Annotated in this window: 23 protein-coding genes; 13 read left to right on the top strand and 10 right to left on the bottom strand. The window is 73.0% G+C overall.

The genetic code is table 11. The features are described 5' to 3' along the window. Nucleotides 1-8: 8 nt before the first annotated feature. Genes mycP through ACFY29_RS33895 form a run of 3 tightly spaced genes read left to right on the top strand, consistent with a single transcriptional unit; the run spans nt 9 to nt 2,939 of the window. Complete coding sequence (mycP, locus tag ACFY29_RS33905; protein ID WP_386992721.1) at nt 9-1,349, top strand: type VII secretion-associated serine protease mycosin; 1,341 nt, start codon at nt 9-11, stop codon at nt 1,347-1,349. Between the two features lie 53 nt (nt 1,350-1,402). Further along, nucleotides 1,403-2,194 carry a phosphatase PAP2 family protein gene (locus ACFY29_RS33900; RefSeq protein ID WP_386992719.1) on the top strand — a complete coding sequence of 264 codons (792 nt, stop codon included), beginning with the start codon at nt 1,403-1,405 and terminating at the stop codon, nt 2,192-2,194. Nucleotides 2,195-2,231: 37 nt separating this feature from the next. Further along, a complete protein-coding gene (locus ACFY29_RS33895) occupies nt 2,232-2,939 on the top strand; it encodes a phosphatase PAP2 family protein (RefSeq protein WP_386992717.1) in 708 nt (235 codons plus the stop codon). A 12-nt stretch (nt 2,940-2,951) separates the two neighbouring features. Here ACFY29_RS33895 and ACFY29_RS33890 read toward each other — a convergent pair whose 3' ends face one another. From ACFY29_RS33890 to ACFY29_RS33865, 6 genes are all read right to left on the bottom strand, one after another. Next, nucleotides 2,952-4,130, bottom strand: a complete 1,179-nt coding sequence (locus ACFY29_RS33890) for a MarP family serine protease (RefSeq protein ID WP_328421272.1) — start codon at nt 4,128-4,130, stop codon at nt 2,952-2,954. Nucleotides 4,131-4,193: 63 nt separating this feature from the next. Continuing rightward, nucleotides 4,194-4,883 (bottom strand): NUDIX hydrolase, encoded by a 690-nt coding sequence (locus tag ACFY29_RS33885; RefSeq protein WP_386992715.1) that lies wholly within the window; start codon nt 4,881-4,883, stop codon nt 4,194-4,196. Next, entirely contained in the window at nt 4,880-5,491 is a 612-nt protein-coding gene (locus tag ACFY29_RS33880; RefSeq protein ID WP_386992713.1) for a TlpA family protein disulfide reductase, read from the bottom strand. Before ACFY29_RS33880 ends, ACFY29_RS33885 begins: the two co-directional genes overlap by 4 nt. After that, on the bottom strand, nt 5,488-6,276 hold the full coding sequence (gene nth / locus ACFY29_RS33875; RefSeq protein ID WP_386992711.1) for an endonuclease III: 789 nt from the start codon (nt 6,274-6,276) through the stop codon (nt 5,488-5,490). The genes ACFY29_RS33880 and nth overlap by 4 nt, the downstream gene beginning before the upstream one ends. Before the next feature lie 40 nt (nt 6,277-6,316). After that, a complete protein-coding gene (locus ACFY29_RS33870) occupies nt 6,317-7,495 on the bottom strand; it encodes a CapA family protein (RefSeq protein ID WP_328421280.1) in 1,179 nt (392 codons plus the stop codon). Nucleotides 7,496-7,551: 56 nt separating this feature from the next. After that, nucleotides 7,552-8,214 carry an adenosylcobinamide amidohydrolase gene (locus ACFY29_RS33865; protein WP_386992707.1) on the bottom strand — a complete coding sequence of 221 codons (663 nt, stop codon included), beginning with the start codon at nt 8,212-8,214 and terminating at the stop codon, nt 7,552-7,554. Between the two features lie 142 nt (nt 8,215-8,356). On the opposite strand from ACFY29_RS33865, the gene ACFY29_RS33860 reads away from it, so the two are divergent. The 9 genes from ACFY29_RS33860 to ACFY29_RS33820 all read left to right on the top strand — a co-directional run bounded on the left by ACFY29_RS33860 (nt 8,357) and on the right by ACFY29_RS33820 (nt 19,455). Further along, entirely contained in the window at nt 8,357-9,034 is a 678-nt protein-coding gene (locus tag ACFY29_RS33860) for a Crp/Fnr family transcriptional regulator (RefSeq protein WP_007466162.1), read from the top strand. A gap of 138 nt (nt 9,035-9,172) precedes the next feature. Beyond that, nucleotides 9,173-9,916, top strand: coding sequence for a metallophosphoesterase family protein (locus tag ACFY29_RS33855; protein WP_386992705.1), 744 nt, complete (start codon nt 9,173-9,175; stop codon nt 9,914-9,916). A gap of 388 nt (nt 9,917-10,304) precedes the next feature. Further along, nucleotides 10,305-10,910, top strand: coding sequence for a TetR/AcrR family transcriptional regulator (locus ACFY29_RS33850; RefSeq protein ID WP_386992703.1), 606 nt, complete (start codon nt 10,305-10,307; stop codon nt 10,908-10,910). Between the two features lie 39 nt (nt 10,911-10,949). Beyond that, the gene (locus ACFY29_RS33845; protein ID WP_386992701.1) at nt 10,950-11,756 is read left to right on the top strand and encodes a TIGR03084 family metal-binding protein; all 807 of its coding nucleotides are present in this window, start codon (nt 10,950-10,952) and stop codon (nt 11,754-11,756) included. Continuing rightward, on the top strand, nt 11,753-13,465 hold the full coding sequence (locus ACFY29_RS33840; RefSeq protein ID WP_386992699.1) for an acyclic terpene utilization AtuA family protein: 1,713 nt from the start codon (nt 11,753-11,755) through the stop codon (nt 13,463-13,465). Before ACFY29_RS33845 ends, ACFY29_RS33840 begins: the two co-directional genes overlap by 4 nt. Then, nucleotides 13,462-14,658, top strand: a complete 1,197-nt coding sequence (locus tag ACFY29_RS33835; RefSeq protein WP_386992697.1) for an acyl-CoA dehydrogenase family protein — start codon at nt 13,462-13,464, stop codon at nt 14,656-14,658. The genes ACFY29_RS33840 and ACFY29_RS33835 overlap by 4 nt, the downstream gene beginning before the upstream one ends. Next, complete coding sequence (locus ACFY29_RS33830; protein WP_386992695.1) at nt 14,655-16,256, top strand: acyl-CoA carboxylase subunit beta; 1,602 nt, start codon at nt 14,655-14,657, stop codon at nt 16,254-16,256. Before ACFY29_RS33835 ends, ACFY29_RS33830 begins: the two co-directional genes overlap by 4 nt. Before the next feature lie 14 nt (nt 16,257-16,270). Then, on the top strand, nt 16,271-18,295 hold the full coding sequence (locus ACFY29_RS33825) for an acetyl/propionyl/methylcrotonyl-CoA carboxylase subunit alpha (RefSeq protein WP_386992693.1): 2,025 nt from the start codon (nt 16,271-16,273) through the stop codon (nt 18,293-18,295). Then, nucleotides 18,292-19,455 (top strand): acyl-CoA dehydrogenase family protein, encoded by a 1,164-nt coding sequence (locus ACFY29_RS33820; RefSeq protein ID WP_386992691.1) that lies wholly within the window; start codon nt 18,292-18,294, stop codon nt 19,453-19,455. The genes ACFY29_RS33825 and ACFY29_RS33820 overlap by 4 nt, the downstream gene beginning before the upstream one ends. Before the next feature lie 26 nt (nt 19,456-19,481). Here ACFY29_RS33820 and ACFY29_RS33815 read toward each other — a convergent pair whose 3' ends face one another. Both ACFY29_RS33815 and ACFY29_RS33810 read right to left on the bottom strand, forming a co-directional pair. Beyond that, on the bottom strand, nt 19,482-20,687 hold the full coding sequence (locus tag ACFY29_RS33815) for a hypothetical protein (protein ID WP_386992688.1): 1,206 nt from the start codon (nt 20,685-20,687) through the stop codon (nt 19,482-19,484). Then, nucleotides 20,684-21,625, bottom strand: coding sequence for a transporter substrate-binding domain-containing protein (locus ACFY29_RS33810; RefSeq protein WP_386992686.1), 942 nt, complete (start codon nt 21,623-21,625; stop codon nt 20,684-20,686). The genes ACFY29_RS33815 and ACFY29_RS33810 overlap by 4 nt, the downstream gene beginning before the upstream one ends. Nucleotides 21,626-21,796: 171 nt before the next feature. Between ACFY29_RS33810 and ACFY29_RS33805 the strand changes: the two genes are divergently transcribed. Beyond that, on the top strand, nt 21,797-22,135 hold the full coding sequence (locus ACFY29_RS33805; RefSeq protein WP_355601965.1) for a hypothetical protein: 339 nt from the start codon (nt 21,797-21,799) through the stop codon (nt 22,133-22,135). Here the strand turns inward: ACFY29_RS33805 and ACFY29_RS33800 are convergent. Next, nucleotides 22,122-23,621, bottom strand: coding sequence for a serine/threonine-protein kinase (locus tag ACFY29_RS33800; RefSeq protein WP_386992683.1), 1,500 nt, complete (start codon nt 23,619-23,621; stop codon nt 22,122-22,124). The two genes, ACFY29_RS33805 and ACFY29_RS33800, sit on opposite strands and share 14 nt — an antisense overlap. A gap of 30 nt (nt 23,622-23,651) precedes the next feature. After that, a complete protein-coding gene (locus ACFY29_RS33795) occupies nt 23,652-24,164 on the bottom strand; it encodes a hypothetical protein (RefSeq protein WP_328421308.1) in 513 nt (170 codons plus the stop codon). Between the last annotated feature and the right edge of the window lie 35 nt (nt 24,165-24,199).

Below are 24,199 nucleotides of genomic sequence, written 5' to 3'. Positions count from 1 at the left end.
CGGGATGAATGGCTGAGGATGTGACTGGGGTTCGGCACAGCTGTCCGGCAGCGGCCCGACGGGCGACCGGCCGGGTGCTGCTCGGTGTGGCGGCGGCGCTTGCCGTCGTGGCCCCGGCCGCAGCCGCCGTGCCCGCCGCCGTGCCCACCGCAGGCGGCCAGCTCGCTGGCGCGTCGGTGGCGTTCGCCCCCGGTGACAGCGTGGCCCGCAGTGACCAGGTCCGCGACGAGCAGTGGCAGCTCGACGAGCTGCGCGCCGAGACGGCGTGGCGCAGCTCGACCGGGCGGGGCGTGACCGTCGCGGTGGTCGACTCCGGAGTGGACGCCAGCCATCCCGACCTGACCGGCCAGGTGCTGCCCGGTCTCGACCTGGTGGGCCCCGCTGGCGGCGCCGGTCCGGATCCGGTGGGCCACGGCACCACCGTCGCCGGCCTGATCGCCGGGCGGAAAGACGACAAGCGGGGTGTGGTCGGCCTGGCGCCGGACGCCCGGATCCTGCCGGTACGGGTGCTCGACGACGAAAACCGCTACGACGACGCGCTCATCGTGGCCAAGGGAGTGCGCTGGGCGGTCGACAACGGCGCCCGCGTGATCAACCTGTCGTTGGGCGGCAGCGGCGACAGCCCGGCCCTGGCCGCGGCGCTGGACTACGCGTTCGCCCGGGACGTGGTGGTGGTCGCCTGCACCGGCAACCTGGCCACCTCCAGCAACTCCAAGGTCTGGTACCCGGCCCGCGAGCCGGGCGTGATCGCGGTCGCCGGCCTGGAACGCAGCAGCGACAATCTCTGGTCCGGGTCGATCACCGGCCGGGCGACGGTGCTCACCGCCCCCGCCACCGGGTTGGTCGGTGCCAAACCAACCGACGGGTACTGGCGGGTGCAGGGCACCAGCTTCGCGGCGCCGCTGGTGACCGCCACCGCCGCGTTGGTCCGGTCCCGCTACCCCCGGATGCCCGCCGGCGAGGTGGTCAACCGGTTGCTGGCCACCGCACGTGACCTCGGCCCGACCGGCCGGGACGACCGCTTCGGGTACGGGGTGGTGGATCCGGTGGCCGCGCTGACCGCGCAGGTGCCGCCGGTGACCGCCAACCCGTTGGACGACCTGACGTCGCCGGGCGTGGTCGGCTTCGGCCCCGCCCCCGGTTCCGCTGACGACGACCCGGTGACCGGCGCCGGCAGCGACCCGCTCGGCCTCACCGCACCCCGGCAGCAGACCCGGTGGACGGCCCGGCCGGCGGGCGCGCAGGACGACTCGGCGCCGGAACAGCTGTGGACCGGAGCCGCGCTCTTCGTCGCCCTGGTCACCGGAGCGGCGTTGATGGTGCGGCAGTTCCGCCGGCGCCCCCGCTGATCCGGTCGGTGCGGCAGGCCTGACCCCACCGTCGGTGGGGTAGAACCGTCGGCATGAGCACGCCCGGCCCGCGCACCCTGGCCCCCGCCGACACCCCGTCCTGGCGGCAGCGCCGCCTCGACCCGGACCATTCGCTGGGCCTGCGGCTGACCCTGGCCGCCACGGCGGCGTTCCTGGTGCTCGTGCCGTTCGCGCTGCTCGCCCTGCTGGTGCTCGGGGCCTGGCCGCCGCTGCGCCGACTGGACACGACGGTCACCGACGCGCTGCACGGCTATGCGCTCGACCATTCAGCCTGGGTCACGCTGATGCGGGGCTGGACCGAGGTCTTCGGACCGATGCCGCTGCGGGCCGTCGCCCTGCTCGTGGTGATCTGGCTGCTGCGCCGGGGAGCCCGCCGGTTGGCCCTCTGGGTGACCACCACGATGGTGGTGGGCGGGTTGATGGGCCCGCTGCTCAAGCTGCTCGTCGGCCGGGACCGGCCGGAGCTGCTGGACCCGGTCGCGCGGGCCGCCGGCTACTCGTTCCCCTCCGGGCACGCGCTGAACGCCACCCTGACCGCCGGGGTGCTGCTGCTGGTGTTCCTGCCGTACGCGGGGCGCGGGGCGTGGCGGGTCGGGCTCTGGGTCGCCGCGGTGCTGCTGACCGTGGTGACCGGGCTGAGCCGGGTGGCACTCGGCGTGCACTTCGCCAGCGACGTGTTCGGCGGTTGGCTGCTGGGTGCGGCGGTGGTCGCGGCGACCACGGCCGCGTTCACCAGTTGGCGGGCGCACACCGGGCTGCGTCCCGTCCGGCCGACCCGCGACGGCGTCGCGCCGGAGGTGGAACGGCACCCCGGAGAGGCCTGAGGCGTGGCGACCACGGCGACAGGGTATTGGGCGGCCCATGTCCGAGACCGTGGTCCAGATCGCCCGGCGGGTGCTGCTGCCGGTATCCCTCCTGCTCGGCGTCATGGTGTTGCTCGGGGTGCTGGTCACCCGGGTGTTCGCCCACACCTGGCCGTTGTCCGTGGAGGACGCGGTCAACCGGGAACTCGCCGCCGAGCGCACCGGCGGCTGGAACGACGTGTCGCTGGTGTTCAGCACACTGGCCAGCACCCAGATGATCGTCGTGGTCACCGTGCTGGTGGCGCTGGCGCTGCGGCTCTGGTTGGGCCGCTGGCGGGAGCCGCTGTTCCTGTGCGCGGCGGTGACCGCCCAGGCGCTGGTGTTCCTGCTGACCACGCTGGCGATCGACCGGCACCGCCCGGCGGTGGAGCACATGGACGTCTCACCGCCCACGTCCAGCTTCCCGTCCGGGCACACCTCGGCGGCGGTGGCGCTCTACGTCGGCATCGCCGTGCTGCTGGCGCTGCGGGCGCGGAGCACCGGCGCGAAGGTGGCCTGGTGGACGCTGCTGCTGGTGATGCCGCTCGGCGTGGCGATGACCCGGATGTACCGGGGAATGCACCACCCGAGCGACGTGGTGGCGTCCTTCCTCAACGGTGGCACCTGCGTCGCGATCATGGCTCGCGCGGTGCTGGACCGGGGAGTGCGGTGGGGGCGGGCGAAGCTACCGGCCGCGGGCCGACCCGCCACGCCAGCCCGGAGCTGACCCGCGCGGCGGTCAGGTGCACTCGCCGGTGCCGACGCCCCGGGTGCGTTCGGCGCCGGCCAGCGCCACCGGGCGGGCCTCGGCCGCGGTCACCGCGAAGCCGGTGTTCGGGTCGTCGGCCGCCGCCGCGAAGATGACGCCAAGCACCAGGCCGTTGGCGGACACCAGCGGTCCGCCGGAGTTGCCGCTGCGGACCAGCGCCCGGATCGTGTAGATCTCCCGGCTGACGTCGCCGGAGGAGTAGATGTCCGGTCCCTTGATCCGGTCGACGTCGCGGATCCGCGCCGACTGTGCGTTGTACGGGCCGTCGAGCGGGAAGCCCAGCACGATGGCGTCGGAGCCGCTGCCCGCGTTGCCGGCGGCGAACCGCAGCGACGGGCCGGGCATCCCGGGCACGTGCAGCACGGCCAGGTCGCGCTCCGGGTCGTAGACCACCACCTGACCGTCGTACCGATCGCCGCCGAGCTCGACCGCCACCGAGCGGGTGCCGGCGACCACGTGCGCGTTGGTCATCACCCGGTCGTCGGCGTACACGAAACCGGAGCCCTCGATCCGGCGCGAGCAACTGGGGGCGGAGCCGAGCACCTTGACCACCGACCGCTGGCCGTTGACCACCACCTGGGAGCCGGCCAGCGCCGGGTCGGGCGGTTCGACCTGCCGGGCCCGGGTGGGTGCGAGGTCGCCGAAGACGTCCGGGAAGCCGTTGGTGTCGACGGTTTCCCGCAGTGCGGTGGAGAGCTGCTGGGCCTGGTCCGGTAGGACCCGGTCCACCACTGTGATCAGCGCGCTGTTGCGTACCGAGGCGGCCAGCCAGGGCAGCGAGGACGACCCGAGCGGCACGGCGACCAGCCAGGCGACCAGCAGCACCGCGAAGAGCGAGACGAACGCCCCGCCGACGTCGTCGACCCGCCTGCCCACCTCACTGGTGATCGTCTTGCGTAGGTGCGAGCCGACCCAGCCGGCCAGCGCCTGACCGACCACGGCCAGCCCGAAGACCACGACCAGTGAGATCAGCACCCGGGTGCCGCTGTCCACGAACTGTCGGGCGAGCAGCGGCCCGAGCTGGAGGCCCAGCAACGCGCCCAGGAAGAAGCCGGAGAACGACAGGATTCCGATGACGAAGCCCTGGCGGTATCCGCTGATCGCGAACACGAGCATGAGCAGCAGCAGGACGAGATCCACGGCGGACACGGGTCAAGCGTACGGGCCGCACGCCCGGCAGATGACCATCGCTCGCTGAAGGTGACCGCGCGGTCAGCGTAGGGCGGTCTCGTCGACCTCGTCGGTGCCGGCTGACGGCGCGGGGGTCGCCCCGGTCGGCGGCAGCTCGACCACCCGGCTGCGCGGCCACGGGCGGGCCCACCCGCCCATCTCCAGCAGGGTGGCCAGCACCCCGGCGGTGAAGCCCCACACCAGCATGCCGCGCGCCGAGAACGCCGGCCCGATCCAGCCGCTGGGGTGGCGGACCCGCATCCGGTTGGCCGGGTCGACCAGCTCGCTGACCGGCAGCCGGGCCACGTGCGCCACCTCGGCGGGCTCCCGGGGGTGCACCGGGTGCGGGTCGTGCCACCAGGCCAGCACCGGGGTGACCACGAAGTCGCTGACCGGGATCCACAGCTTCGGCAACTCGGCCAGCACCGTCACGCTGGCCGGGTCGAGGCCGACCTCCTCGTTCGCCTCGCGCAGCGCGGTGGCGCGGACGTCGGCGTCCTCCGGGTCGGCCGCGCCCCCGGGAAAGGCCGGCTGGCCGGCGTGGTTGCGCAGGGTGGCGGCGCGTTGCAGGACCAGCACGTCGGGGCCGGCGCCGGGCTGCTCGCCGAGCAGCACCAGCACGGCGCTCTCCCGGCCGCCCTCGGCCGGGGTGGTCAGTCGGGTGAAGTCCTCGGCGCGGGCGGTGCCCAGCCGGGATAGCAGAGGCTCGATCCAGTCGGGTCGGTGGGTCACGCCGGCACCGTCAGACCGAGGTGTTGGTGGACCAGCTCGGCGAGCCGGGCATCGTCGAGCGCGCCGCTGGCGTCGACGTGTCGGATCCGCCCCTGCGCGTCGACGAAGAGAGTCAGCGGGATCGCGTTGCGCTTCAGCTCCCGTTGCAGCGCTTCGCCCTGGTCCACCAGGATCGGGAACCGGACGCCGAAGTCCTCCCCGATGGACTGGGCGCCGCCGCGGCTGTCCCGGCTGTTCACTCCGACCACCTGGAGCCGGCCGGCAGCCCGCTCGCTGAGCCGCTGGAAGGCGGGCAGCTCCTTGCGGCACGGCGGGCACCAGGAGGCCCACACGTTGATCACTGCCGGCCCGGCCACGTCCCGCAGAGCGACCGGTGCGCCGCCGGTGAAGCAGGCCAGGGTCAGCTCCGGCAGTGCCTCCCCGCCCGAGGCGGGTGCTGCCGCGTCCGCGGCGGACGTGGGTGCCGTGCTCAGCGCGGCGCAGTCGTCGAATGGCGACGGGCGCTCAGCGGCCGCCGGCCGGGGTGCGGGGTCGTCGGTCGTGCCGTCGGTGCAACCGGCGACGACCAGCAGCAGCGGCAGGAGCAGCAGAGCGAGGCGCCGGTTCACGGCACCTCCGCGGCGACCGCCTGGGCGGGCACCAGCGCCGGGTCGACCCCGGCCGCCGTCGCCAGGTCGCGTGCCCGGGGGCCCTTGAGCAGCTTGGCGGCAGCGGCCGGATCGGTCGGGCCGGTGCCGTACGAGGGGCAGAGCTTGGCCAGCGTGCACGCGCCGCAGGCCGGCTTGCGGGCGTGGCAGACCCGCCGACCGTGGAAGATGATCCGGTGCGACAGCATGGTCCAGTCGCGCTTTTCGTACAGCGCGCCGACCGCGTGCTCGATCTTGACCGGGTCGGTCTCGGCGGTCAGCCGCCACCGGTGCACCAGCCGCTGGAAGTGCGTGTCGACGGTGATGCCCGGGACGTCGAAGGCGTTGCCCAGGATGACGTTGGCGGTCTTGCGCCCGATCCCGGGCAGCGTCACCAGGTCGGCGAGCCGGCCGGGCACCTGGCCGTCGTACCGGTCGAGGAGTGCCTGCCCGAGGTGGAGCAACGAGTTGGTCTTGTTGCGGTAGAAGCCGGTGGGCCGGATCAGCTCCTCCATCTCGCCCCGGTCGGCGCCGGCGTAGGCGGCGGCGGTCGGGTAGCGGGCGAAGAGCTTCGGGGTGACCTCGTTGACCTTCTTGTCCGTGCACTGCGCGGAGAGAATGGTGGCGACGGCCAGCTCCAGCGGGGTGGAGTGGTCCAGCTCACAGTGCGCGTCGGGGTGCGTCTCGGCCAGCACCCGGCCGATCTTCCGGGCGCGGCGTTTGCGCCCGAGGTCGGTCTCGCTGGCGCCGGGTGGGCTACTGGTCACGACGGTCAGCCTACGTCGCACCCCGGACGTTCCCGCCGGGTCAGCCGCCGGTCGGCGGCGAGATCTTCCCCTGCCCGTCGAACCGGGCGCCGTCCTTCGGGAAGTCGCTGCGACTCAACTCGGTGACCAGACCCAGGCCCCGGTCGTCCGGGTCCATCGTCGGCTTGCCGGCCGAGTTCATGTACGTCGAGGTGAACGAGCCGCCGGCCCAGGTGCCGTCGGGCTTGAGCGACACCTTGAGCACACCGCCCCAGCCGAGCCGGCCGGTGTTGCTCAGCGAGTTGCCGCCACCGGCGAAGTTGCCCAGGCTGTACGCGATCAGGCGCCCCTGGTAGAACTCCATCCCGCGCAGCACGTGCGGCCCGTGGCCGACGATCAGATCCGCCCCGGCGTCGATCATGGCGTGCGAGAACTTCACCGGGTCGCCCCGGTTCTCGCCCAGGAACATCTCGGTGCCGGGCTTCACCCGGGTCTTGTCCGCTCCCTCGCCACCCATGTGCACCTGCACCACGACCAGATCGGCCAGGGTGGCGGCCTTGGCCACCACCGCCTTCGCCTTGGCGATGTCGACCAGGCTGTTGGACCAGACGTACGACGAGAAGCCGGCCACGGCGACCTTGACGCCCTTGACGTCGACCACGGTGATCTGGTCCGGGGCGCCGGTGTGCTCCAGGTCGTACTTCTCCAGCGCCTTCTGGGTGTTCTCGTAACCCTTCGGGCCGTAGTCGTAGCCGTGGTTGTTGGCCTGGTTGAGCACGTCGAAGCCGGCGTCCCGCAGGTGTGCGGCGTACTCCGGTGGGGCCCGGAACTGGAAGCAGCGGGTGGAGTTGGCCCCGCACTTGCCGGTGCCGGTGTCCACCGTCAGCGGCTCCTCCAGGTTGCCCATCACCAGGTCGGCCTTGAGCGCCCCGGTGACCGAGGTGAAGAAGCCCTTCCCACCGGCGGCGGGCAGTCGGCTCGGGGCGTTGCCCATGATGATGTCGCCGGTGGCGGAGAGCGAGATGGCGGCGTCCCCGCCGGAGGCCGAGGGATCCCCGCTGGCCTTCGGGCCGGCCGTGGCCACCGGAGCGCCGGTGCCACCGCCGCCGGCACCCGGCTGCCAGACCGGGGACTCCCCGGAGTCGGCGCAGCCGGCGACGAGCAGGGCAGCCAGCAGCGCGGCGACGCCGAGGGCGACACGGCGGCGCGGGCGGGGCGCGAGGGAGGCGGGAGCGTACATCGCCCGCGACCCTACCGGGCCGTAAACGCGCCGACGAGGGCCGATCGGTCGGAAGTTCAGCCGGTCAGCCGGTCCGACCAGGGCACGACCGGCCGGTCGCCACCGGCGAGCACCGCTGCGTGCACCGCCCGGGCCAGCGGGGCACCCCAGGTGGAGCGCGGTCCGCCGTACGCCGCCTCCGGCCCGTCCACCGGGCAGAGGACGGTGACCGCGTCGGTCGGGGTACCGGTTCCCGGCAGCCCCATCTCGCTGATCGCCTGGGCCTTCGCCTCGGTCGCGGTGGCCACCGCGTTGACCAGAGCCGAGTCGGCGAGCCGGGCCGGCACGTACACCACGATGTTGACCGTGCCGACCCGCTGGGTGAGCGCGGCCGGAACCGGCGCGGCGGCGAGCACCGGGGTGCCGAGCCCGACGGTCGCCCAGGCCCGCACCCCGGTGTCGGTCCGGGCAACCACCTCGGTCACATCAACGCCGGTCAGCAGGCCCACCCCGGGGCCGTCGAGGGCCAGGTCGGCGGCGAGTGCGGCCAGGTGCCCGGCGGGGTCGTCCCGGTCGTACGACATGGGCACGGTCGCGTTCAGCACCCATTGCCGAATGCCGATGCCGCCGCCGAGCGGGCCGCTGCTGACCGCCCGCAGCGGCCCGTCGGCGCGCCACACCAGCAGCGGGATGTCCCGCCCGTCTTCGGCTCGGCTGGTCAGGATTGGCTCGGTCAGCACGTCGGGCAGGTTACGCCACCGACCAAGATTCCAGGGGCGACCTCTGATTCGTGCTCACGTGCGCCTAGACTTGGCGGCGCGCGAGGGGATCAGCGGACGGCGGACCCGGCCGACGGACGGCACGCGTAAGCGGAGGTGCGCGATGGACGAGGTACTGGCCCGCAGCGGGATCTTCCAGGGTGTAGACCCGGAAGCTGCCGAGGCGCTCGCCAAGGAGATGGAGACGATCGAGGTCCGCAAGGGCGAGATCGTCTTCAATGAGGGCGAGCCCGGTGACAGCCTCTATATCCTGCTGTCCGGGAAGATCAAGGTTGGCCGCCGCGCGGCGGACGGCCGGCAGAACCTGATCGCGGTGATGGGCCCGTCGGACATGGTCGGTGAGCTGTCGCTCTTCGACCCGGGTCCGCGTACGGCGACCGCCACCGCGGTGACCGACACCCGGCTGGTGCGACTGCGCAAGCAGGCGCTGCGGCCGTGGCTGAACAACCGTCCGGAGATCGCCGAGCAGTTGCTCCGGGTGCTCGCCCGGCGGCTGCGCCGGACCAACGACTCGCTCGCCGACCTGATCTTCACGGACGTGCCGGGTCGGGTCGCCAAGAACCTGCTCCAGATGGCCGGCCGGTTCGGCACCCGGGACGGCGGGGTGCTGCGGGTGACCCACGACCTCACCCAGGAGGAGATCGCCCAGCTCGTCGGCGCCTCCCGGGAGACGGTCAACAAGGCGCTGGCCGACTTCGCCTCGCGCGGCTGGCTGCGCCTGGACGGCAAGAGCATCATCATCCTCGACCCGGAGCGCCTGGCCCGTCGCGCCCGCGTCTGAGTAGCACGTCCCGTCCCCGCCCACCGTCTCCGACGGTGGGCGGGGACGTTTCGTTTTGGACCCGCCTACCGCCCCGTCTCTCTCTGCCCGGCGCAGAATCGCTGGACTCGACGCTTCGCCCGCCGCCAGGGTGGAGCCATGTTGAACCGGGTTGCTGTGCTGTCCGACATCCATGGGGTGCTACCCGCGCTGGAGGCGGTGCTGGCCGAGCCGGACGTCGCCGCCGCCGACCTCATCGTGCTCACCGGCGACATCGCGGCCGGCCCGCAGCCGGTCGAGGTGCTGGACGTGCTCGCCGGCCTCGGCGACCGGGTCTGCTGGGTCGGCGGCAACGCGGACCGCGAACTGGTCGAGGCGCGGAAAGGCAGTCCCGCGTCGATCGAGGTGTCGAACTGGGCCGCCGAGCAGCTCCGCGATGACCACCTCACGCGGCTGGCCGCGCTGCCACTGACGGTGACCCTGGAGATCGACGGTCTGGGCCCGGTGCTCTTCTGCCACGCCACCCCTCGGGACGACGAGGAGGTCGTGCTCGTCGACACCCGGATGGAGCGCTGGGCGGAGGCCTTCGCCGCACTGCCGGACGAGGTGACGACGGTGGTCTGCGGCCACACCCATATGCCGTTCACTCGGCTGGTCGACCGCCGCCTGGTGGTGAACGCCGGCAGCATCGGCATGCCGTACGGCGGGGCGGGCGCGTGGTGGACGCTGCTCGGGCCGGGCGTGCAGCTGCGCCGCACGAACTTCGACGTGGACCTCGCCTGCGCCCGGGTGACCGCTGACTCCACCTTCCCCGACGCCGCCGCCTGGGTCGATGAGTACCTGCGCTCCGAGCACAGCGACGCCGAGGCCCTGGCCGTCTTCGCCCCACGCGACGGCCGCTGACAAGCAGCTTCGGCCACAGCCGCCACCGCGCCCGCAGGCCCGGGCCTGCCGAGGCCGGACCGGGCCGGGGACCACCCTCGCTGCCTGTCGAGCTGCCCCAGATCTGAGACCGTCCCGAACCGCACGGCAACCGACCCGGCACCCGAGCTGCGCGGCATCCCACAGGCACCCGACCCGGCACCCAAGCTGCGCGGCATCCCACCGGGCACCCGACCCGGCACCCAAAGCTGCGCGGAACGTGGCGTGCGGAGGCTGCCCCAAATATGGGGCAGCTCGACAGGGACCAGGAAGCACGGACACCGGCCGGCCCGTCCAAGAGCTGCGCCCGCCACCGGGAACAGAAAAAATCAGTCTTGACTGTTTGTTTCGTAGGCCGCAGGCTGTCCCCGTGTCCACCGCATCGACGCGCGTCCCTCAGCAGAAGCGCAGCCGAGCCACCCAGGCCCGGCTGCTGGAGGCGACCGTCGACTGCCTGATCGAGCACGGCTGGTCCGGCACCACCACCACCGTCGTCGCGGCCCGGGCCGGCGTCTCACGCGGTGCTCAGCTACACCATTACCCCACCAAAGCCGCGCTGGTCACGGCCGCCGTCGCCCACCTGGCCGAGCGCCGGGCCGATGAGCTGCGCACCGAGGCGGAGGCACTGCCCGCCGGGTCGCAGCGGCTGGATCGGGTGATCGACCTGCTTGCCGCCGCGTTCACCGGGCCGCTCTTCGTCGCCGCGCTCGAACTCTGGGTCGCCGCCCGCACCGACCGGGAGCTTCGGGACGCCCTAGTGCCACTGGAGGCGACGGTCGGCCGGGAGATGCACCGACTCACCGTCGCCCTGCTCGGCGTCGACGAGCGCCGTCCCGGCGTCCGCGAGGCGGTGCAGGCCACCCTCGACCTGCTGCGCGGGCTCGGGGTGGCCAACCTGCTCAGCGACGACTCGGCCCGCCGCACCGCCCTGCTCGCCACCTGGAAACGCCAGCTCGCCACCCTGCTCACGCCCTGACCTGCCGCCCGCTGCCGGGCCGCCCTGACCGGAGGCACCATGGTCGACCTCAAGGATCTACTCGCGGATCTGGCCGACGAGTCCGATCAGCTGGACGCACTGGTGAGCCCGCTGCCGACGGTCGACTGGGCGCAGCCGACCCCCGCGCCGGGCTGGAGCATCGGGCACCAGATCGCCCACCTCGCCTGGACCGACCACGTGGCGCTGCTGGCCGCCACCGACGCGGCGGCCTTCTTCGCGACGGTGACCGCCGCACCGGACCCGGCCCGACTGGTCGACCACGGTGCGGAGCAGTTCCTCGCGCCACCGCCCGAGTTGCTCGCCCGGTGGCGCGCCGGCCGGACGGCGCTCGCTGCCGCGCTGGCCGCCGTCCCGGTCGGTGCGAAGCTGCCCTGGTACGGCACCCAAATGTCGGCCACCTCGATGGCGACGGCCCGGATCATGGAGACCTGGGCGCACGGCGAGGATGTGGCCGACGCGCTCGGCGTCGTCCGCCCCGCCAGCGACCGGCTCCGACACGTGGCGCACCTCGGCGTGCGTACCCTCGGGCACGGCTTCGCGGCGCACGGCCGGCCGGCACCGACGGCGCCGGTCCGGGTCGAGTTGACCGGGCCCGGCGGTGACACGTGGAGCTGGGGTCCGGCGGACGCCGCCGACCGGCTGACCGGTCCGGCCCGGGACTTCTGCCTCCTGGTCACCCAGCGCCGACACCGCGCCGACACCGCCCTGCTGGCCAGCGGCCCGGTCGTTGACGAGTGGCTCGACGTGGCGCAGGCGTTCGCCGGCCCGCCGGGCGCTGGCCGCGACCCGTCCGCGCCCGCCGCTGGGAACGGAGTGCCGGCATGATCCGGATCGGCAACGCCTCCGGCTTCTACGGCGACCGGTTCACCGCTTGGCGGGAGATGCTCGACGGTGGCGAGCTGGACGTTCTGACCGGCGACTACCTGGCCGAGCTGACCATGCTGATCCTCGGCCGGGACCGGCTGCGCGACCCCGACCTCGGCTACGCGAAGACCTTCCTGCGGCAGCTGGAGACCTGCCTCGGCACCGCCCTCGACCGGGGGGTGCGGATCGTGACCAACGCCGGCGGGCTGAACCCCGCCGGCCTGGCTGCCGCCATCGAACGGCTCGCCGACCGGCTGGGCCTGCCGGCCCGGGTCGGGTACGTCGAGGGCGACACGATCGAGCGGCCCGACGCGCTGACCGCGAACGCCTACCTGGGGGCGTTCGGGATCGCCGCCTGCCTCGACGGCGGGGCGGACGTGGTGGTCGCCGGCCGCGTCACCGACGCGTCGCTGGTGGTCGGCCCGGCCATCGCCCGGTACGGATGGAGCCGCGACGACCTGGACCAGTTGGCCGGGGCGACCGTCGCGGGGCACCTCATCGAGTGCGGCGCGCAGGTCACCGGCGGCAACTTCAGCTTCTTCACCGAGCTGCCCGACGGTGGACGCCGGCCCGGCTTCCCGATCGCCGAGGTGCACCCGGACGGCTCCACGGTGCTGACCAAGCATCCGGGCACCGGGGGTGCGGTCACCGTGGAGACGGTCACCGCCCAACTGCTCTACGAGATCGGCGGGCCGGCGTACCTGGGGCCGGACGTGGTCACCCGGCTGGACACTGTGACGCTGCGACCCGACGGGCCGGGCCGGGTCCTGGTCTCCGGCGTCCACGGCACCCCACCGCCGGCGACGCTGAAGGTGGGCGTCAACAACCTCGGTGGCTTCCGCAACTCGATGACCTTCGTGCTCTGCGGGCTGGACGTCGAGGCGAAGGCAGCCCTGGTCCGCGGCCAGGTCGAGGAGGCGGTGGGCAAGGACGGGCTGGAGTTCGTGCTGGCCCGGACCGACCACCCGGACGCCGTCGACACCGAGGCGGCCAGCGCCCTGCTCCACGTACACCTGCGCGACAGCGACCGGACGCGGGCCGGTCGGGCCTTCTCGGCCGCCGCCGTCGAGCTGGCGCTGGCCTCCTACCCGGGCTGCACGCTGACCACCCTGCCGGGCGACGCCACACCGTACGGCGTCTTCACCGCCGACACCGCGCCACAGGATGCGGTGTCGCACGTGGCGGTGCTGCCCGGCGGCGAACGGGTGCCGATCGCCCCACCGATCCGTACCGGCGCTCCGCCCGCGCCGGAGACCGAGACGTCACCGGGTGGCGGGGCGGCCGCGGTCGAGGGCCCGACCCGGCGGGGAGCCCTCGGCGAAGTGGTCGGCGCGCGCTCCGGGGACAAGGGCGGCGACGCCAACCTCGGCGTCTGGGCGCGCTCCGACGCCGGGTACGCCTGGCTGCGCGAGTGGTTGAGCGTCGAACGGCTGGCGGAACTGCTGCCGGAGACCGATTCGCTGGCCGTGCATCGGTACGAGCTGCCGAACCTGCGCGCGGTCAACTTCGTGATCGAGGGACTGCTCGGTGCGGGGGTGGCCGCGTCCACCCGGTTCGACCCGCAGGCCAAGGCACTCGGTGAGCTGCTGCGCTCCCGGATCGTCGACCTGCCGGTCAACGTGCCGACCGGCCCGGCGGCATCGGCCGGCACGGGCGAGGAGACGCCATGAGCATCGTGGACACCCCGGAGCGGCGGCAACTGCGCGAGCTGACGCGCGCCTTCGTGACCCGCGAGGTGCTGCCGCACCTCGACGAGTGGGAACGCGCCGGTGAGGTGCCCCGGGCGCTGCACGCCACCGCCGCGAAGCTCGGCCTGCTCGGCATCAGCTTCCCCGAGTCGGTCGGCGGCAGCGGCGGTGATCTGCTCGACTCGATCATCGTGACCGAGGAACTGATCCGCTCCGGCGGCTCGTCCGGCCTGGTCGCCGCGCTGTTCACGCACGGCATCGCGTTGCCGCACATGGTCGCGGCAGCCGGCGTCCACCCCGGCGGCTCGCTGGGCGGCCGGCTCGGCGGCACGACGACGCCCGGCGCCGACGACCTGGTCGAGCGGTACGTCCGGCCCACCCTGGCCGGCACGATGATCGGCGCGCTGGCGATCACCGAACCGGACGGCGGCTCGGACGTGGCCGGGATCCGCACCACCGCCCGCCGCGACGGCGACCACTACGTGGTGAACGGGTCGAAGACGTACATCACCAGCGGGCACCGGGCCGACTTCGTGACCACGGCGGTCTGCACCGAATTTCCGGGTAGCGGCGAACTCACCCTGCTGGTGATCGACAAGGGCACGCCCGGCTTCACCGTGGGCCGCCGGTTGGAGAAGCTCGGCTGGCACTGCTCCGACACCGCCGAACTCTCCTTCGTGGACGTACGGGTGCCGGTGGCGAACCGGATCGGCGCGGAGAACACCGGCTTCCTGGCGATCATGCAGCACTTCGCGGCGGAGCGGCTCTCGCTGGCCACCCAGGCGTACGCCACCGCGCAGCGCTGCGTCGAGCTGGCCGTGCGCTGGTGCCGGGACCGGGAGACCTTCGGGCGGCCGCTGGCCAGCCGACAGTTGGTCCGGCACCGGCTGGCCGAGATGCACACCCGCGCCGAGGCGGCCCGGTCGTACGTGCACGAGGTGGCCGCGCGGGTGGCGGCCGGGGAGCCGGTGGTGACCGAGGTGGCGATGTCCAAGAACATGGCGGTGGCCGCCTGCGACCAGGTCGTCGACCAGGCGTTGCAGTTGCACGGTGGCTTCGGCTACCTCCGCGACGCCGAGGTGGAGCGGCACTACCGGGACGCCCGGATCCTCGGCATCGGCGGCGGCACCACCGAGATCATGAATGAGATCATCGCGAAGGGGATGGGGCTGTGAGCATTCTGGACAGTGCGATCGACCCGTCCGCACCGGGGCCTGCGGCGAACCGGGCCGCGCTGCTGGACCGGCTGACCGAACTGGACGCCGCGCTGGACCAGGCCCGGGCCGGCGGCGGCGAGAAGTACGTGACCCGGCACCACTCCCGCGGCAAGCTGCTCCCCCGGGAGCGGATCGAGCTGCTGGTGGACGCCGACAGCCCGTTCCTGGAGCTGTCGCCGGTCGCCGCGTTCGGCACGGACTTCCCGGTCGGTGCAAGCGTGGTCACCGGCATCGGGGTGGTCGAGGGCGTGGAGTGCCTGATCATCGCCAACGACCCGACGGTACGTGGCGGCGCCGTCAACCCGTGGTCGCTGGCGAAGACCCGGCGGGCCGGCGAGATCGCGCTGGCCAACCGGCTACCGATGGTCAACCTGGTCGAGTCGGCCGGGGCGGACCTGCCGACCCAGGCGGAGATCTTCATCCCGGGGGGTCGGGTGTTCCGCGACCTGACCCGGCTCTCCGCGGCGGGCATCCCCACGGTCAGCGTGGTCTTCGGCAACGCCACGGCCGGTGGCGCGTACGTGCCGGGGATGTCCGACCACGTGATCATGATCCGGGACCGTTCACAGGTCTACCTGGCCGGGCCACCGCTGGTGAAGATGGCGACCGGTGAGGTCACCGACGACGAGTCGCTGGGCGGGGCGGCGATGCACGCCGGCACGTCCGGGCTCGCCGACTACCTGGCCGAGGACGAGCGGGACGGCATCCGGCTGGCCCGGCAGTGTGTCCGCCGTTTGAACTGGCGCAAGCAGGGCCCGCCGCCGCGTACGGCCGTCCCGCAGCCGCCGAAGTACGACCCGGAGGAGCTGCTCGGCATCGCGAGCGCCGACCTCAAGGTGCCGTTCGACCCGCGTGAGGTGCTGGCCCGGATCCTGGACGGCAGCGACTTCGACGAGTTCAAGCCGGCGTACGGGGATGCGCTGGTCACCGGCTGGGGCGAGCTGCACGGTTACCCGGTGGGCGTGCTGGCCAACGCCCGGGGGGTGCTGTTCAGCGAGGAGGCGCAGAAGGCGGCGCAGTTCATCCAGCTCGCGAACGTCGCCGACACCCCGCTGATCTTCCTGCAGAACACCACCGGCTACATGGTCGGCACCGAGTACGAGCAGCGCGGCATCATCAAGCACGGCGCACTGATGATCAACGCGGTCTCCAACTCGACGGTGCCGCACCTGACGGTGAACCTCGGCGCCTCGTACGGGGCCGGCAACTACGGCATGTGCGGCCGGGCGTACGAGCCGAGGTTCCTGTTCACCTGGCCGAACGCGAAGTCGGCGGTGATGGGCCCGGCGCAGCTCGCCGGGGTGCTCTCCATCGTGGCTCGGCAGGCCGCCGCCGCCCGGGGGCGCGACTACGACGAGGAGTCCGACGCGGCGATGCGGATGATGGTCGAGCAGCAGATCGAGTCGCAGTCCGGCGCGCTCTTCCTCTCCGGCCGGCTCTACGACGACGGGGTGATCGACCCTCGGGACACCCGGACCGTCCTCGGGCTCTGCCTGTCGGCGATCCACAACGGGCCGGTGAAGGGCGCCGACGGCTTCGGCGTCTTCCGGATGTAGGGGGCGGAACCAACATGATCAACCGACTTCTGGTGGCCAACCGGGGGGAGATCGCGCGTCGGGTCTTCGCGACCTGCCGAGCGCTCGGCGTGGAGACGGTCGCCGTGCACTCGGACGCGGACGCCGCGGCGCCGTTCGTCCTCGAGGCCGACCAGGCGGTGAGGCTGCCGGGGAACACGCCGGCCGAGACGTACCTGCGGGTCGACCTGATCCTGGACGCGGCCCGCCGCAGCGGCGCGGACGCCGTCCACCCGGGCTACGGCTTCCTGGCCGAGAACGCCGAGTTCGCGGCGGCGGTGACCGACGCCGGGCTGATCTGGGTCGGACCGCCGGCCAAGGTGATCGGCGCGATGGGCGACAAGTTGGCGGCGAAGGCGCTGCTCGCCGACGCGGGCGTGCCGATGCTGCCCAGCTGGACCGACACCGACGAGATCACCGACTTCCCGGTGCTGGTCAAGGCGTCCGCCGGTGGCGGTGGGCGCGGGATGCGGATCGTCCGGGACGCCGCCGGGCTGGCCGAGGCCGTCGCCTCGGCGCGCCGCGAGGCCGCTGCGGCGTTCGGCGACGGCACGGTCTTCATCGAGCGGTACGTCGAGCGCGGCCGGCACGTCGAGGTGCAGATCTTCGGCGACACCCAGGGTCGGGTGGTCGCCCTCGGCGACCGGGAGTGCTCGATCCAGCGCCGGCACCAGAAGATTGTCGAGGAGGCGCCGGCGGTCGTGCCGCCGGAGGTGCGGACGGCTTTGCACGAGGCGGCGGTGGCCGCTGGTCGTGCGGTCGACTACCTGGGCGCCGGGACGGTGGAGTTCCTGCTCGCCCCGGGCGGGGAGTTCTTCTTCCTGGAGATGAACACCCGGCTCCAGGTGGAGCACCCGGTCACCGAGCTGTGCACCGGGCTGGACCTGGTCGGGCTGCAACTGCTCGTCGCCGAGGGTGAGCCGCTGCCGGCGGCGCTGCCGGCCAGCACCGGCCACGCGATCGAGGTACGCCTCTGCGCCGAGGACGCCGCAGCGAGTTGGCGGCCCGCCACCGGCACCCTGCACCGGTTCGCGGTCCCCGGAGTGGTCACCGAGTTCGGCGCGCTGGCCGGGCCCGGGCTGCGGCTCGACTCGGGCGTGGTGGCCGGCTCGATGGTCGGCGTGCACTACGACTCGATGCTCGCGAAGCTGGTCGCGTGGGGCCGGACCCGGGCCGAGGCGACCCGGCTGCTGGCGACCGCGCTGGCCCGGGCCGAGTTGCACGGGTTGACGACCAACCGGGATCTGCTGGTCCGGGTGCTGCGCAGCACCGCGTTCGCCGCCGTGGAGATCGACACCGGGTTCCTGGAACGGCACCCGGAGGTCTTCGCCCCGCTGCTCCCCGCCGACCGGCTCCCGCTGGCCGCTCTCGCGGCGGCGCTCGCCTCGGCCGCCGGCCGTCGCGCCGATTCCCGGGTGCTCACCGGCCTGCCGTCGGGCTGGCGCAACGTGCCCGCCGTTCCGCAGGTCACCCGCTTCGCCGGGGCGGACGGCGAGATCGAGGTCCGCTACCGGCTGGACCGCACGGGCGGGCTCGCCGAGTGGTCCACCGACCCCGTCGCCGATCGCGTCGTGGCACTGGTCGAGACCGCCCCGGGCCGGGTGGTGCTCGACGTCGACGGCGTGCGGCACGCGTACGGCGTACACCGGGTGGGGTCGGCGGTCTTCGTGGACGGCCCGGACGGGGCGGCGAGCCTGACCGAGCTGCCGCGTTTCCCGTTGCCCACCGCGGAGTTGGCCGCCGGGTCTCTGCTCGCGCCGCTGCCCGGCGCGGTGACCCGGGTGCACGTCCAGGTCGGCCAACGGGTCGCGGCCGGCGATCCGCTGCTCACCCTGGAAGCGATGAAGTTGGAACATCCCGTGCTCGCCCCGACCGACGGTGTCGTCGCCGAACTGCCGGTGCCGGCCGGCGGTCAGGTGCGCACCGGCGCCGTGCTGGCCGTTATCGACAATTCCAGCTCGGTGCGTCTTGCGCCGCACCTCGACCTGGAGCAGTCGAACCCCGAGGAGGACCCCCGATGACCTTCGACCTCACCCCCGAGCAGGACCAGCTGCGCGACGCCGTGCGGGCGCTCGGCCGCCGGTACGGTCACTCCTATTTCGTAGCGAAAGCAAAATCGGGGGAACACACCACCGAGCTGTGGACCGAGGCCGGCCAGCTCGGCTACCTGGGGGTCAACATCCCGACCGAGTACGGCGGCGGGGGCGGCGGCATCACCGAGCTGGCCATCGTCTGCGAGGAGTTGGCGGCGGCCGGCTGTCCGTTGCTGCTGCTGGTGGTCTCCCCCGCCATCGCGGCCACCATCCTCAGCCGGCACGGCACCGAGGAGCAGCGCAAGCGGCACCTGCCCGGCCTCGCCGACGGCTCCCAGAAGATCGTCTTCGCGATCACCGAGCCGGAGGCCGGCTCCAACTTCCACCGCCTCGGCACGGTGGCCCGCCGCGACGGCGACGGGTGGCTCCTCTCCGGCCGCAAGTGCTACATCTCCGGCGTGGACGAGGCGGACCACGTGCTGGTGGTGGCCCGTACCGAGGATGCGGCGACCGGAAAGCTCAAGCCGGCGCTGTTCCTCGTGCCGACGGACGCGGCCGGGCTGACCCGGTCCAAGCTGGACATGGAGATCCTGTCCCCGGAGAACCAGTTCCTCCTCTACCTGGACGACGTGCGACTGCCCGGCGACGCGTTGGTCGGCGAGTCGCTGGATGCCGGCCTGCCGGCGCTCTTCGCGGGGCTCAACCCGGAGCGGATCACCGTGGCCGCGATGGGCGCCGGCACCGGCCGGTACGCCATCGAGCGGGCCAGCGAGTACACCGCCACCCGCAAGGTGTGGGGTGGTCGGACCATCGGCTCCCACCAGGCGGTGTCCCACCCGCTGGCGCACGCGGCGGTACAGGTGGAACTGGCCCGACTGATGATCCAGAAGGCCGCCACCCTGTACGACGCCGGCCGCGACCTGGAGGCCGGGGTGGCCGGCAACATGGCCAAGTACGCCTCCGGGGAGGCCGCCGCACTCGCCGTGGACACCGCCGTCCAGGCGCTCGGCGGGGCCGGCATGACCACCGAGTACGGTGTGGCCACCCTGCTCGGCGCGGTTCGGGCCGGTCGGATCGCCCCGGTCAGCCGGGAGATGATCCTCAACTTCGTCGCCCAGCACGTCCTCGGCCAGGACAAGTCCTACTGACCCACCACGAGCCACGGCGGCAGCGGTCAACCGGGAGTGCGGCAGGCGGCGTCGATGCGGTGCACCGGTCGGACGCGGCGGCCCAGCCCTTCCAGCAGCGAGTCCTCGACGTGGAAGTCGTGGATGCGCAGCCGGTGTCGGGGTAGCTCCTCCTCGCTCGGGCAGAGCACCTGGGCGCGTACCAGGGCGACCGGGACGTACCGCACGCCGCCCTGCTCCTGAAGGATCACCATGTTGACGTCGTCGGTGGTGACCACGTGCCCGCGTACGTCCTCGGTGGGGCCGTTCTCCGCGCCCACCGTGGTGACGGTCAGTGGCAGCACCGGCGTGCTGATCACCGGCAGCGCGGCCCAGACCAGCATGGCCAGCACCGCCACCTCGGTCACCGACGCCAGCGGCCGGATCACCATCCCGGGCAGCGGCCCGGCGATGAGGAGTGCCAGCAACGGCGGCACCACGATGAGCGCCAGCACCAGCCGCTCGCCCCCCTGGTCCACCGCGTCGCGCAGCGTGGGCAGCACCAGCCAGCCGTACCCGGCGAGCAGCGCGACGATCAGCAACACCCGTGGCGCGACCCGCTCGTGCAGCCGGCCGGGGCGGAGCTGGAACGCGGCCACGAACGCCGGCAACAGCAGCGGAAGGTAGAGCAGCGGCCAGGTGATCAGGGCGAGCAGGAAGCTTGCCAGCACCACCCAGGCCGGGGTGATGTCGGCCCAGCGCGCGAAGAGCGGTCGACGACGGGTGCCCGGCGGGAGGCGATCCGCGCTGACGGCCAGCACCGCACCGAGCGCGAAGACGGCGACCATGCCGGTGGAGAGCAGCCGGGCCGCCGTGGTCAGGAAGCCGGCCAGCAGGTTGACCGGCCCGACGTTCGCCACCAGCAGCAGCGTGGTCTGGAGTTCGCCGCCCGCCTCCACCCCGAGGCGGAGAACCGAGAAGATCGCCGGTACGCCCACCACGGCGGTCCAGAACGACTGGCTGGCGCGGGCGCGCCGCTCCGCCGGGTCCCACCGGACCCGCCCGGGCTCGACGTCGGCGACGACCGGCTCGGCGGCCGGCACGCCGATCGGCCAGTCGACGCCACCCACTGCGCCAGCGGCCGAACCGTCGACAGCCGAGGACGCGGCAGCCTCCGTACCGTCGATGCTCGGCGACGCGGCGGCGCCCGGCACGGACGTGCGGGGCGGCGGGACCGGGCCGTCGCCGCCGGTGGCGGTCGGCGCCGTGCTCACTTCGCGGGCGCCTTGTCGTCGAAGTCGACCAGCTTCGGCACCTCCAGCGGCTGCGGCTGGCGCTTCTCGGCCTTCAGCCACGGGCCCAGAGTCCTGTTGTACGCGGTCTGCCAGGGACTTGCCTCCTCGTCCCGCCCCTGCTGGTAGCTCTTCTGTAGGAAGAACGCAACCAGGTCGCGCAGTGCCGAGTCGCCGATCGGCACGCCCACGCCCAGCAACTCGCTGGTGCCGAACGGCAGGTCGACGATCTCGAACTCCTTCGGGTGACGGGCCAGGAAGCCGGCGAGGATCGTCTCGTCGGAGCTGACCGCGTCGTAGCGGCCTGCCCGGATGCCGGCGACGCAGTCACCAACGGTCTTCACGACCAGGGCCCTGACCTGGTGACTTTCCAGCTCGGCCTCGGAGGTGGAGCCGCCGCTGGTACAGATCTTGTAGTCCGGGTTACGAAGGTCCTCAATGGTGCTGATCTTGCCCCTGAGACGGGTCGGCACCATCACCTCCTGGGTGGTGACGAAGTACGGCCCGGCGAAGCTCACGACCTCCTTGCGCTTCTCGGTCATGGAGAAGCTGGACACCACGAGGTCTACCGTGCCGCCCTGCAGCGCCGGGATCCGCTCCTCGGTGGCCACCGGAATGAATTCCAGCCGCTGATCCCCCTCGTAGCCGAGGGAGGCGGCGACGTACCGGGCGATCTCGACGTCGAAACCGACGTGTTGGCCGTTTCGCAACTCACCCATGAGCGGCTCGTTCGTGGCGACACCGATGCGCAGCTTCGACTGGCCGTAGATGTGTGTCTCGCGCATCTTCTCCTGCACGGACGGCAGGTCCGGCTCCTGCCGGCTGTCGCACCCGGCGGCGGCGGCCAGGGTGAGGGTCAGGGCGACCGCCAACGTCGTCGCGATCGAGCGGAGTCGGGACTGCGAACTGCCTGAGTTCATGGGCGACCTCGCTGCCGAAAGAGCCTGCGGGACACCGAGAGTAGCGGCTTCTGCCCATTGCGTGTGCGCACCGATCGGGTCAGTCCAGCCAAGCCGGTCGATCGACTCGGAGCGACGCGCCGGCCGGCTCTCTGCGGTTGACAGCCGGCCTGGCCGCGACATGCTGGAGGGGTGAGCCGACTGTCCAGGCCCGATGCGCGGATCGTAGCGGTGGTCGCGGCGCTGGGAGCCCTCGCGCCGCTGGTCATGCTGGTCGTCTGGCGCCGCCAGGATCTTCTCGGCGTGGTCCTCGCGCTGCTCTGTGTCCTGCTGACCATGGTCGCCGGGGTGGCCGTCTCCGCCGCCCGACAGGGCGACGACCCGGAGCCGGCGGACCGGCCGGCCGCCGGGCCGCCGGAGTTGATGCCGTACGGGCTGGACGCGGACACCCTCGACGCCCTGGACAGCCGGGACGCGTTGCGTGCGGTGCATGAACGGCGGCGCGGGCCGGGCGGGCTCAGCGACCGGTGAGGGTGGGCGCGGTGAGCGCGTCCACGCCCCGCCCGGCCAGGCACCGGTAGGTCCGGTCGATGCTGCCGTCCACCGGCGGCAGCACCTCCAGGTGCCAGCCGGCCGACTCGGTTATCCCGGTGGTCAACCGGAACGTGGTCGCACTGCACACCTTGCCCACCGGCTCGGCGGCGACGACGTCGTCGTATTCGGCGCCGATCAGCGACACCGGCAGGAGGCCCTCGGCGTACGTCTCCCAGGTGTGCCGCCCGGCGCAGGGGACCCGGACCGCCTCCGCACGGGTGCCGCGGATCCGCACCGGGCCGAAGCATTCCAGCTCGGGCAGGCACCGTGCGCCGTCCGGCAGGGCGGTCTGCGCGCCGGCGGCGGTGGTGCAGCCGGGCAGTGGCCCGGTCGCTGGCGCGGCGGCCCGACTCACCGACGGGGTCGGGCTGGGCGGCTGCGGGCTGCTGGCCACCAGGGCTCCGGCGGTTGCCGAGGCAGCGAGCGCGAGAACCCCGGCGCCGCCGAGGAACCAGCGCCGCAGGGAACGCCGCCCGCCGGGAGCCGTCGGGTGGGCATCCTCGACCGGAGGACGGGGTACGGGCTGGCCGGTGGCGTACGGGCCGGAGTGGGTCGGGCCGCCGCTGACCGGGGCGCCGCTGACGGGTGCCGACGGCGAGCCGAGCGGCAGGCTGGCGAGCAGTTCGTGCAGTTCGAGGGCGGAGGGCCGCTCGGCCGGGTCGTTGGCCATGCCGACGCGCAGCACGTCGATCAGCTCGTCCGGCACGCCGGGCAGGGTGGGGACCGGCTGGTTGAACATCTCCAGCACGGTGACCAGGCTGGGGTTGCGCTCGGACTGCCAGCGCGGCGGCCGGCCGTGCATCACCGCGTAGAGGGTGGCGCAGAGCGCGTACACGTCGACGGCCGGCGACGGCGGGCTGTGGCTGAACATCTCCGGCGGCGCGTACGCCGGCGTGAGCACCTCCAGGGTGACCGAGGCGTCCCGATGCTCCGCGAGCACGGCCAGCCCGAAGTCGGCGAGTACCGCCGAGTTGAAGGGCGAGTAGAGGATGTTCGCCGGCTTGACGTCGCGGTGCAGCACACCGGCCGCGTGCGAGTGGGCAAGCGCGTCAGCGATCTTGAGGCCGAGGTCGCGAGCCTCGATCGGGCCCAGCGGCGACGTGCGCATGCGCTCGGCGTACGACCCGTCGCAGAGTTCCATGATCAGGTAGGGGTGCTGGTCGATGGTGACCCCGACGTCGAAGAGGTCCACCACGTGCGGGTGCGACGACATCCGCCCGGCCGCCCGCGCCTCACGAAGAAAACGGGCCTGGTCGCGCTCGCTGTCCAGCGTGCGGTTCTCCACCTTGACGGCGACCTCACGCCCCACCGAGATCTGGGTGGCCTGGTAGACGGTCGCGTAACCGCCCCGGGCAAAGACCCGCAAATCAGTCAGACCGGGCACGATCGGCACTGGCAAGCCGCCAGTCGGGGTGTCGGTCACTGCTCGAAAATACCCAACCCGGCCAGTCGCTCAGCGCACCGCGTCCGCCGGAGCGGCGCCGGCAGCGCCGGGACCGTCCCCGGCGTCGCCCGCCGGCAAGGCCGGGTCGGTGCCGTTGGGCGTCGCGTCGATGCCGACCGGCGCGCCCCTGCGGGCGTCCAGGCGCAGGCCGACGGCGGTGGCCAGTGCGCCCAGCCCCTCCCAGGCGGCCACCCCGAAGAACCGGTCGGGGGCGATGTCGGCCAGCACGGCGATGGTGAACACGGTGAAGGTGACCAGGCGGAAGACCACCGTGAACCGGTAGAAGGCCCGCCACTCGGTGACCGTGGCGAGCAGGTAGTAGACCCCCATGTTGAACGACGCCATCGAGGACGCCAGCAGAAACGTGCCAGTGTGGTCACCGGCGGAACGAGTGGTCGGCACGTCCAACCCGAGCATGCGCAGCAGCGCCTCCGGCCAGAGCAGCCCGAGCACGCCCATCACCAGCGCCAACACGCCGAAGACAGCGATAGTCCAGCCCGCGGCGGAACGCGGCAACTTCATGAAGGGCCTCCCCAGGCGCGGCGACGATCACCTGT

Origin of the sequence: Micromonospora sp. NPDC000668 (genome assembly GCF_042897975.1) — a bacterium.
GTDB lineage: Bacteria > Actinomycetota > Actinomycetes > Mycobacteriales > Micromonosporaceae > Micromonospora.
This window is presented reverse-complemented; position numbering and strand designations above follow the sequence as displayed.

What these genes read in the sequence shown, in the direction of transcription:
- mycP (WP_386992721.1), top strand. Translation starts at nt 9, where the DNA reads ATGGCTGAGGATGTGACTGGGGTTCGGCACAGCTGTCCGGCAGCGGCC.
- ACFY29_RS33900 (WP_386992719.1), top strand. Translation starts at nt 1,403, where the DNA reads ATGAGCACGCCCGGCCCGCGCACCCTGGCCCCCGCCGACACCCCGTCC.
- ACFY29_RS33895 (WP_386992717.1), top strand. Translation starts at nt 2,232, where the DNA reads ATGTCCGAGACCGTGGTCCAGATCGCCCGGCGGGTGCTGCTGCCGGTA.
- ACFY29_RS33870 (WP_328421280.1), bottom strand. Translation starts at nt 7,495, where the DNA reads ATGTACGCTCCCGCCTCCCTCGCGCCCCGCCCGCGCCGCCGTGTCGCC.
- ACFY29_RS33860 (WP_007466162.1), top strand. Translation starts at nt 8,357, where the DNA reads ATGGACGAGGTACTGGCCCGCAGCGGGATCTTCCAGGGTGTAGACCCG.
- ACFY29_RS33855 (WP_386992705.1), top strand. Translation starts at nt 9,173, where the DNA reads ATGTTGAACCGGGTTGCTGTGCTGTCCGACATCCATGGGGTGCTACCC.
- ACFY29_RS33845 (WP_386992701.1), top strand. Translation starts at nt 10,950, where the DNA reads ATGGTCGACCTCAAGGATCTACTCGCGGATCTGGCCGACGAGTCCGAT.
- ACFY29_RS33840 (WP_386992699.1), top strand. Translation starts at nt 11,753, where the DNA reads ATGATCCGGATCGGCAACGCCTCCGGCTTCTACGGCGACCGGTTCACC.
- ACFY29_RS33835 (WP_386992697.1), top strand. Translation starts at nt 13,462, where the DNA reads ATGAGCATCGTGGACACCCCGGAGCGGCGGCAACTGCGCGAGCTGACG.
- ACFY29_RS33825 (WP_386992693.1), top strand. Translation starts at nt 16,271, where the DNA reads ATGATCAACCGACTTCTGGTGGCCAACCGGGGGGAGATCGCGCGTCGG.
- ACFY29_RS33820 (WP_386992691.1), top strand. Translation starts at nt 18,292, where the DNA reads ATGACCTTCGACCTCACCCCCGAGCAGGACCAGCTGCGCGACGCCGTG.
- ACFY29_RS33810 (WP_386992686.1), bottom strand. Translation starts at nt 21,625, where the DNA reads ATGAACTCAGGCAGTTCGCAGTCCCGACTCCGCTCGATCGCGACGACG.
- ACFY29_RS33795 (WP_328421308.1), bottom strand. Translation starts at nt 24,164, where the DNA reads ATGAAGTTGCCGCGTTCCGCCGCGGGCTGGACTATCGCTGTCTTCGGC.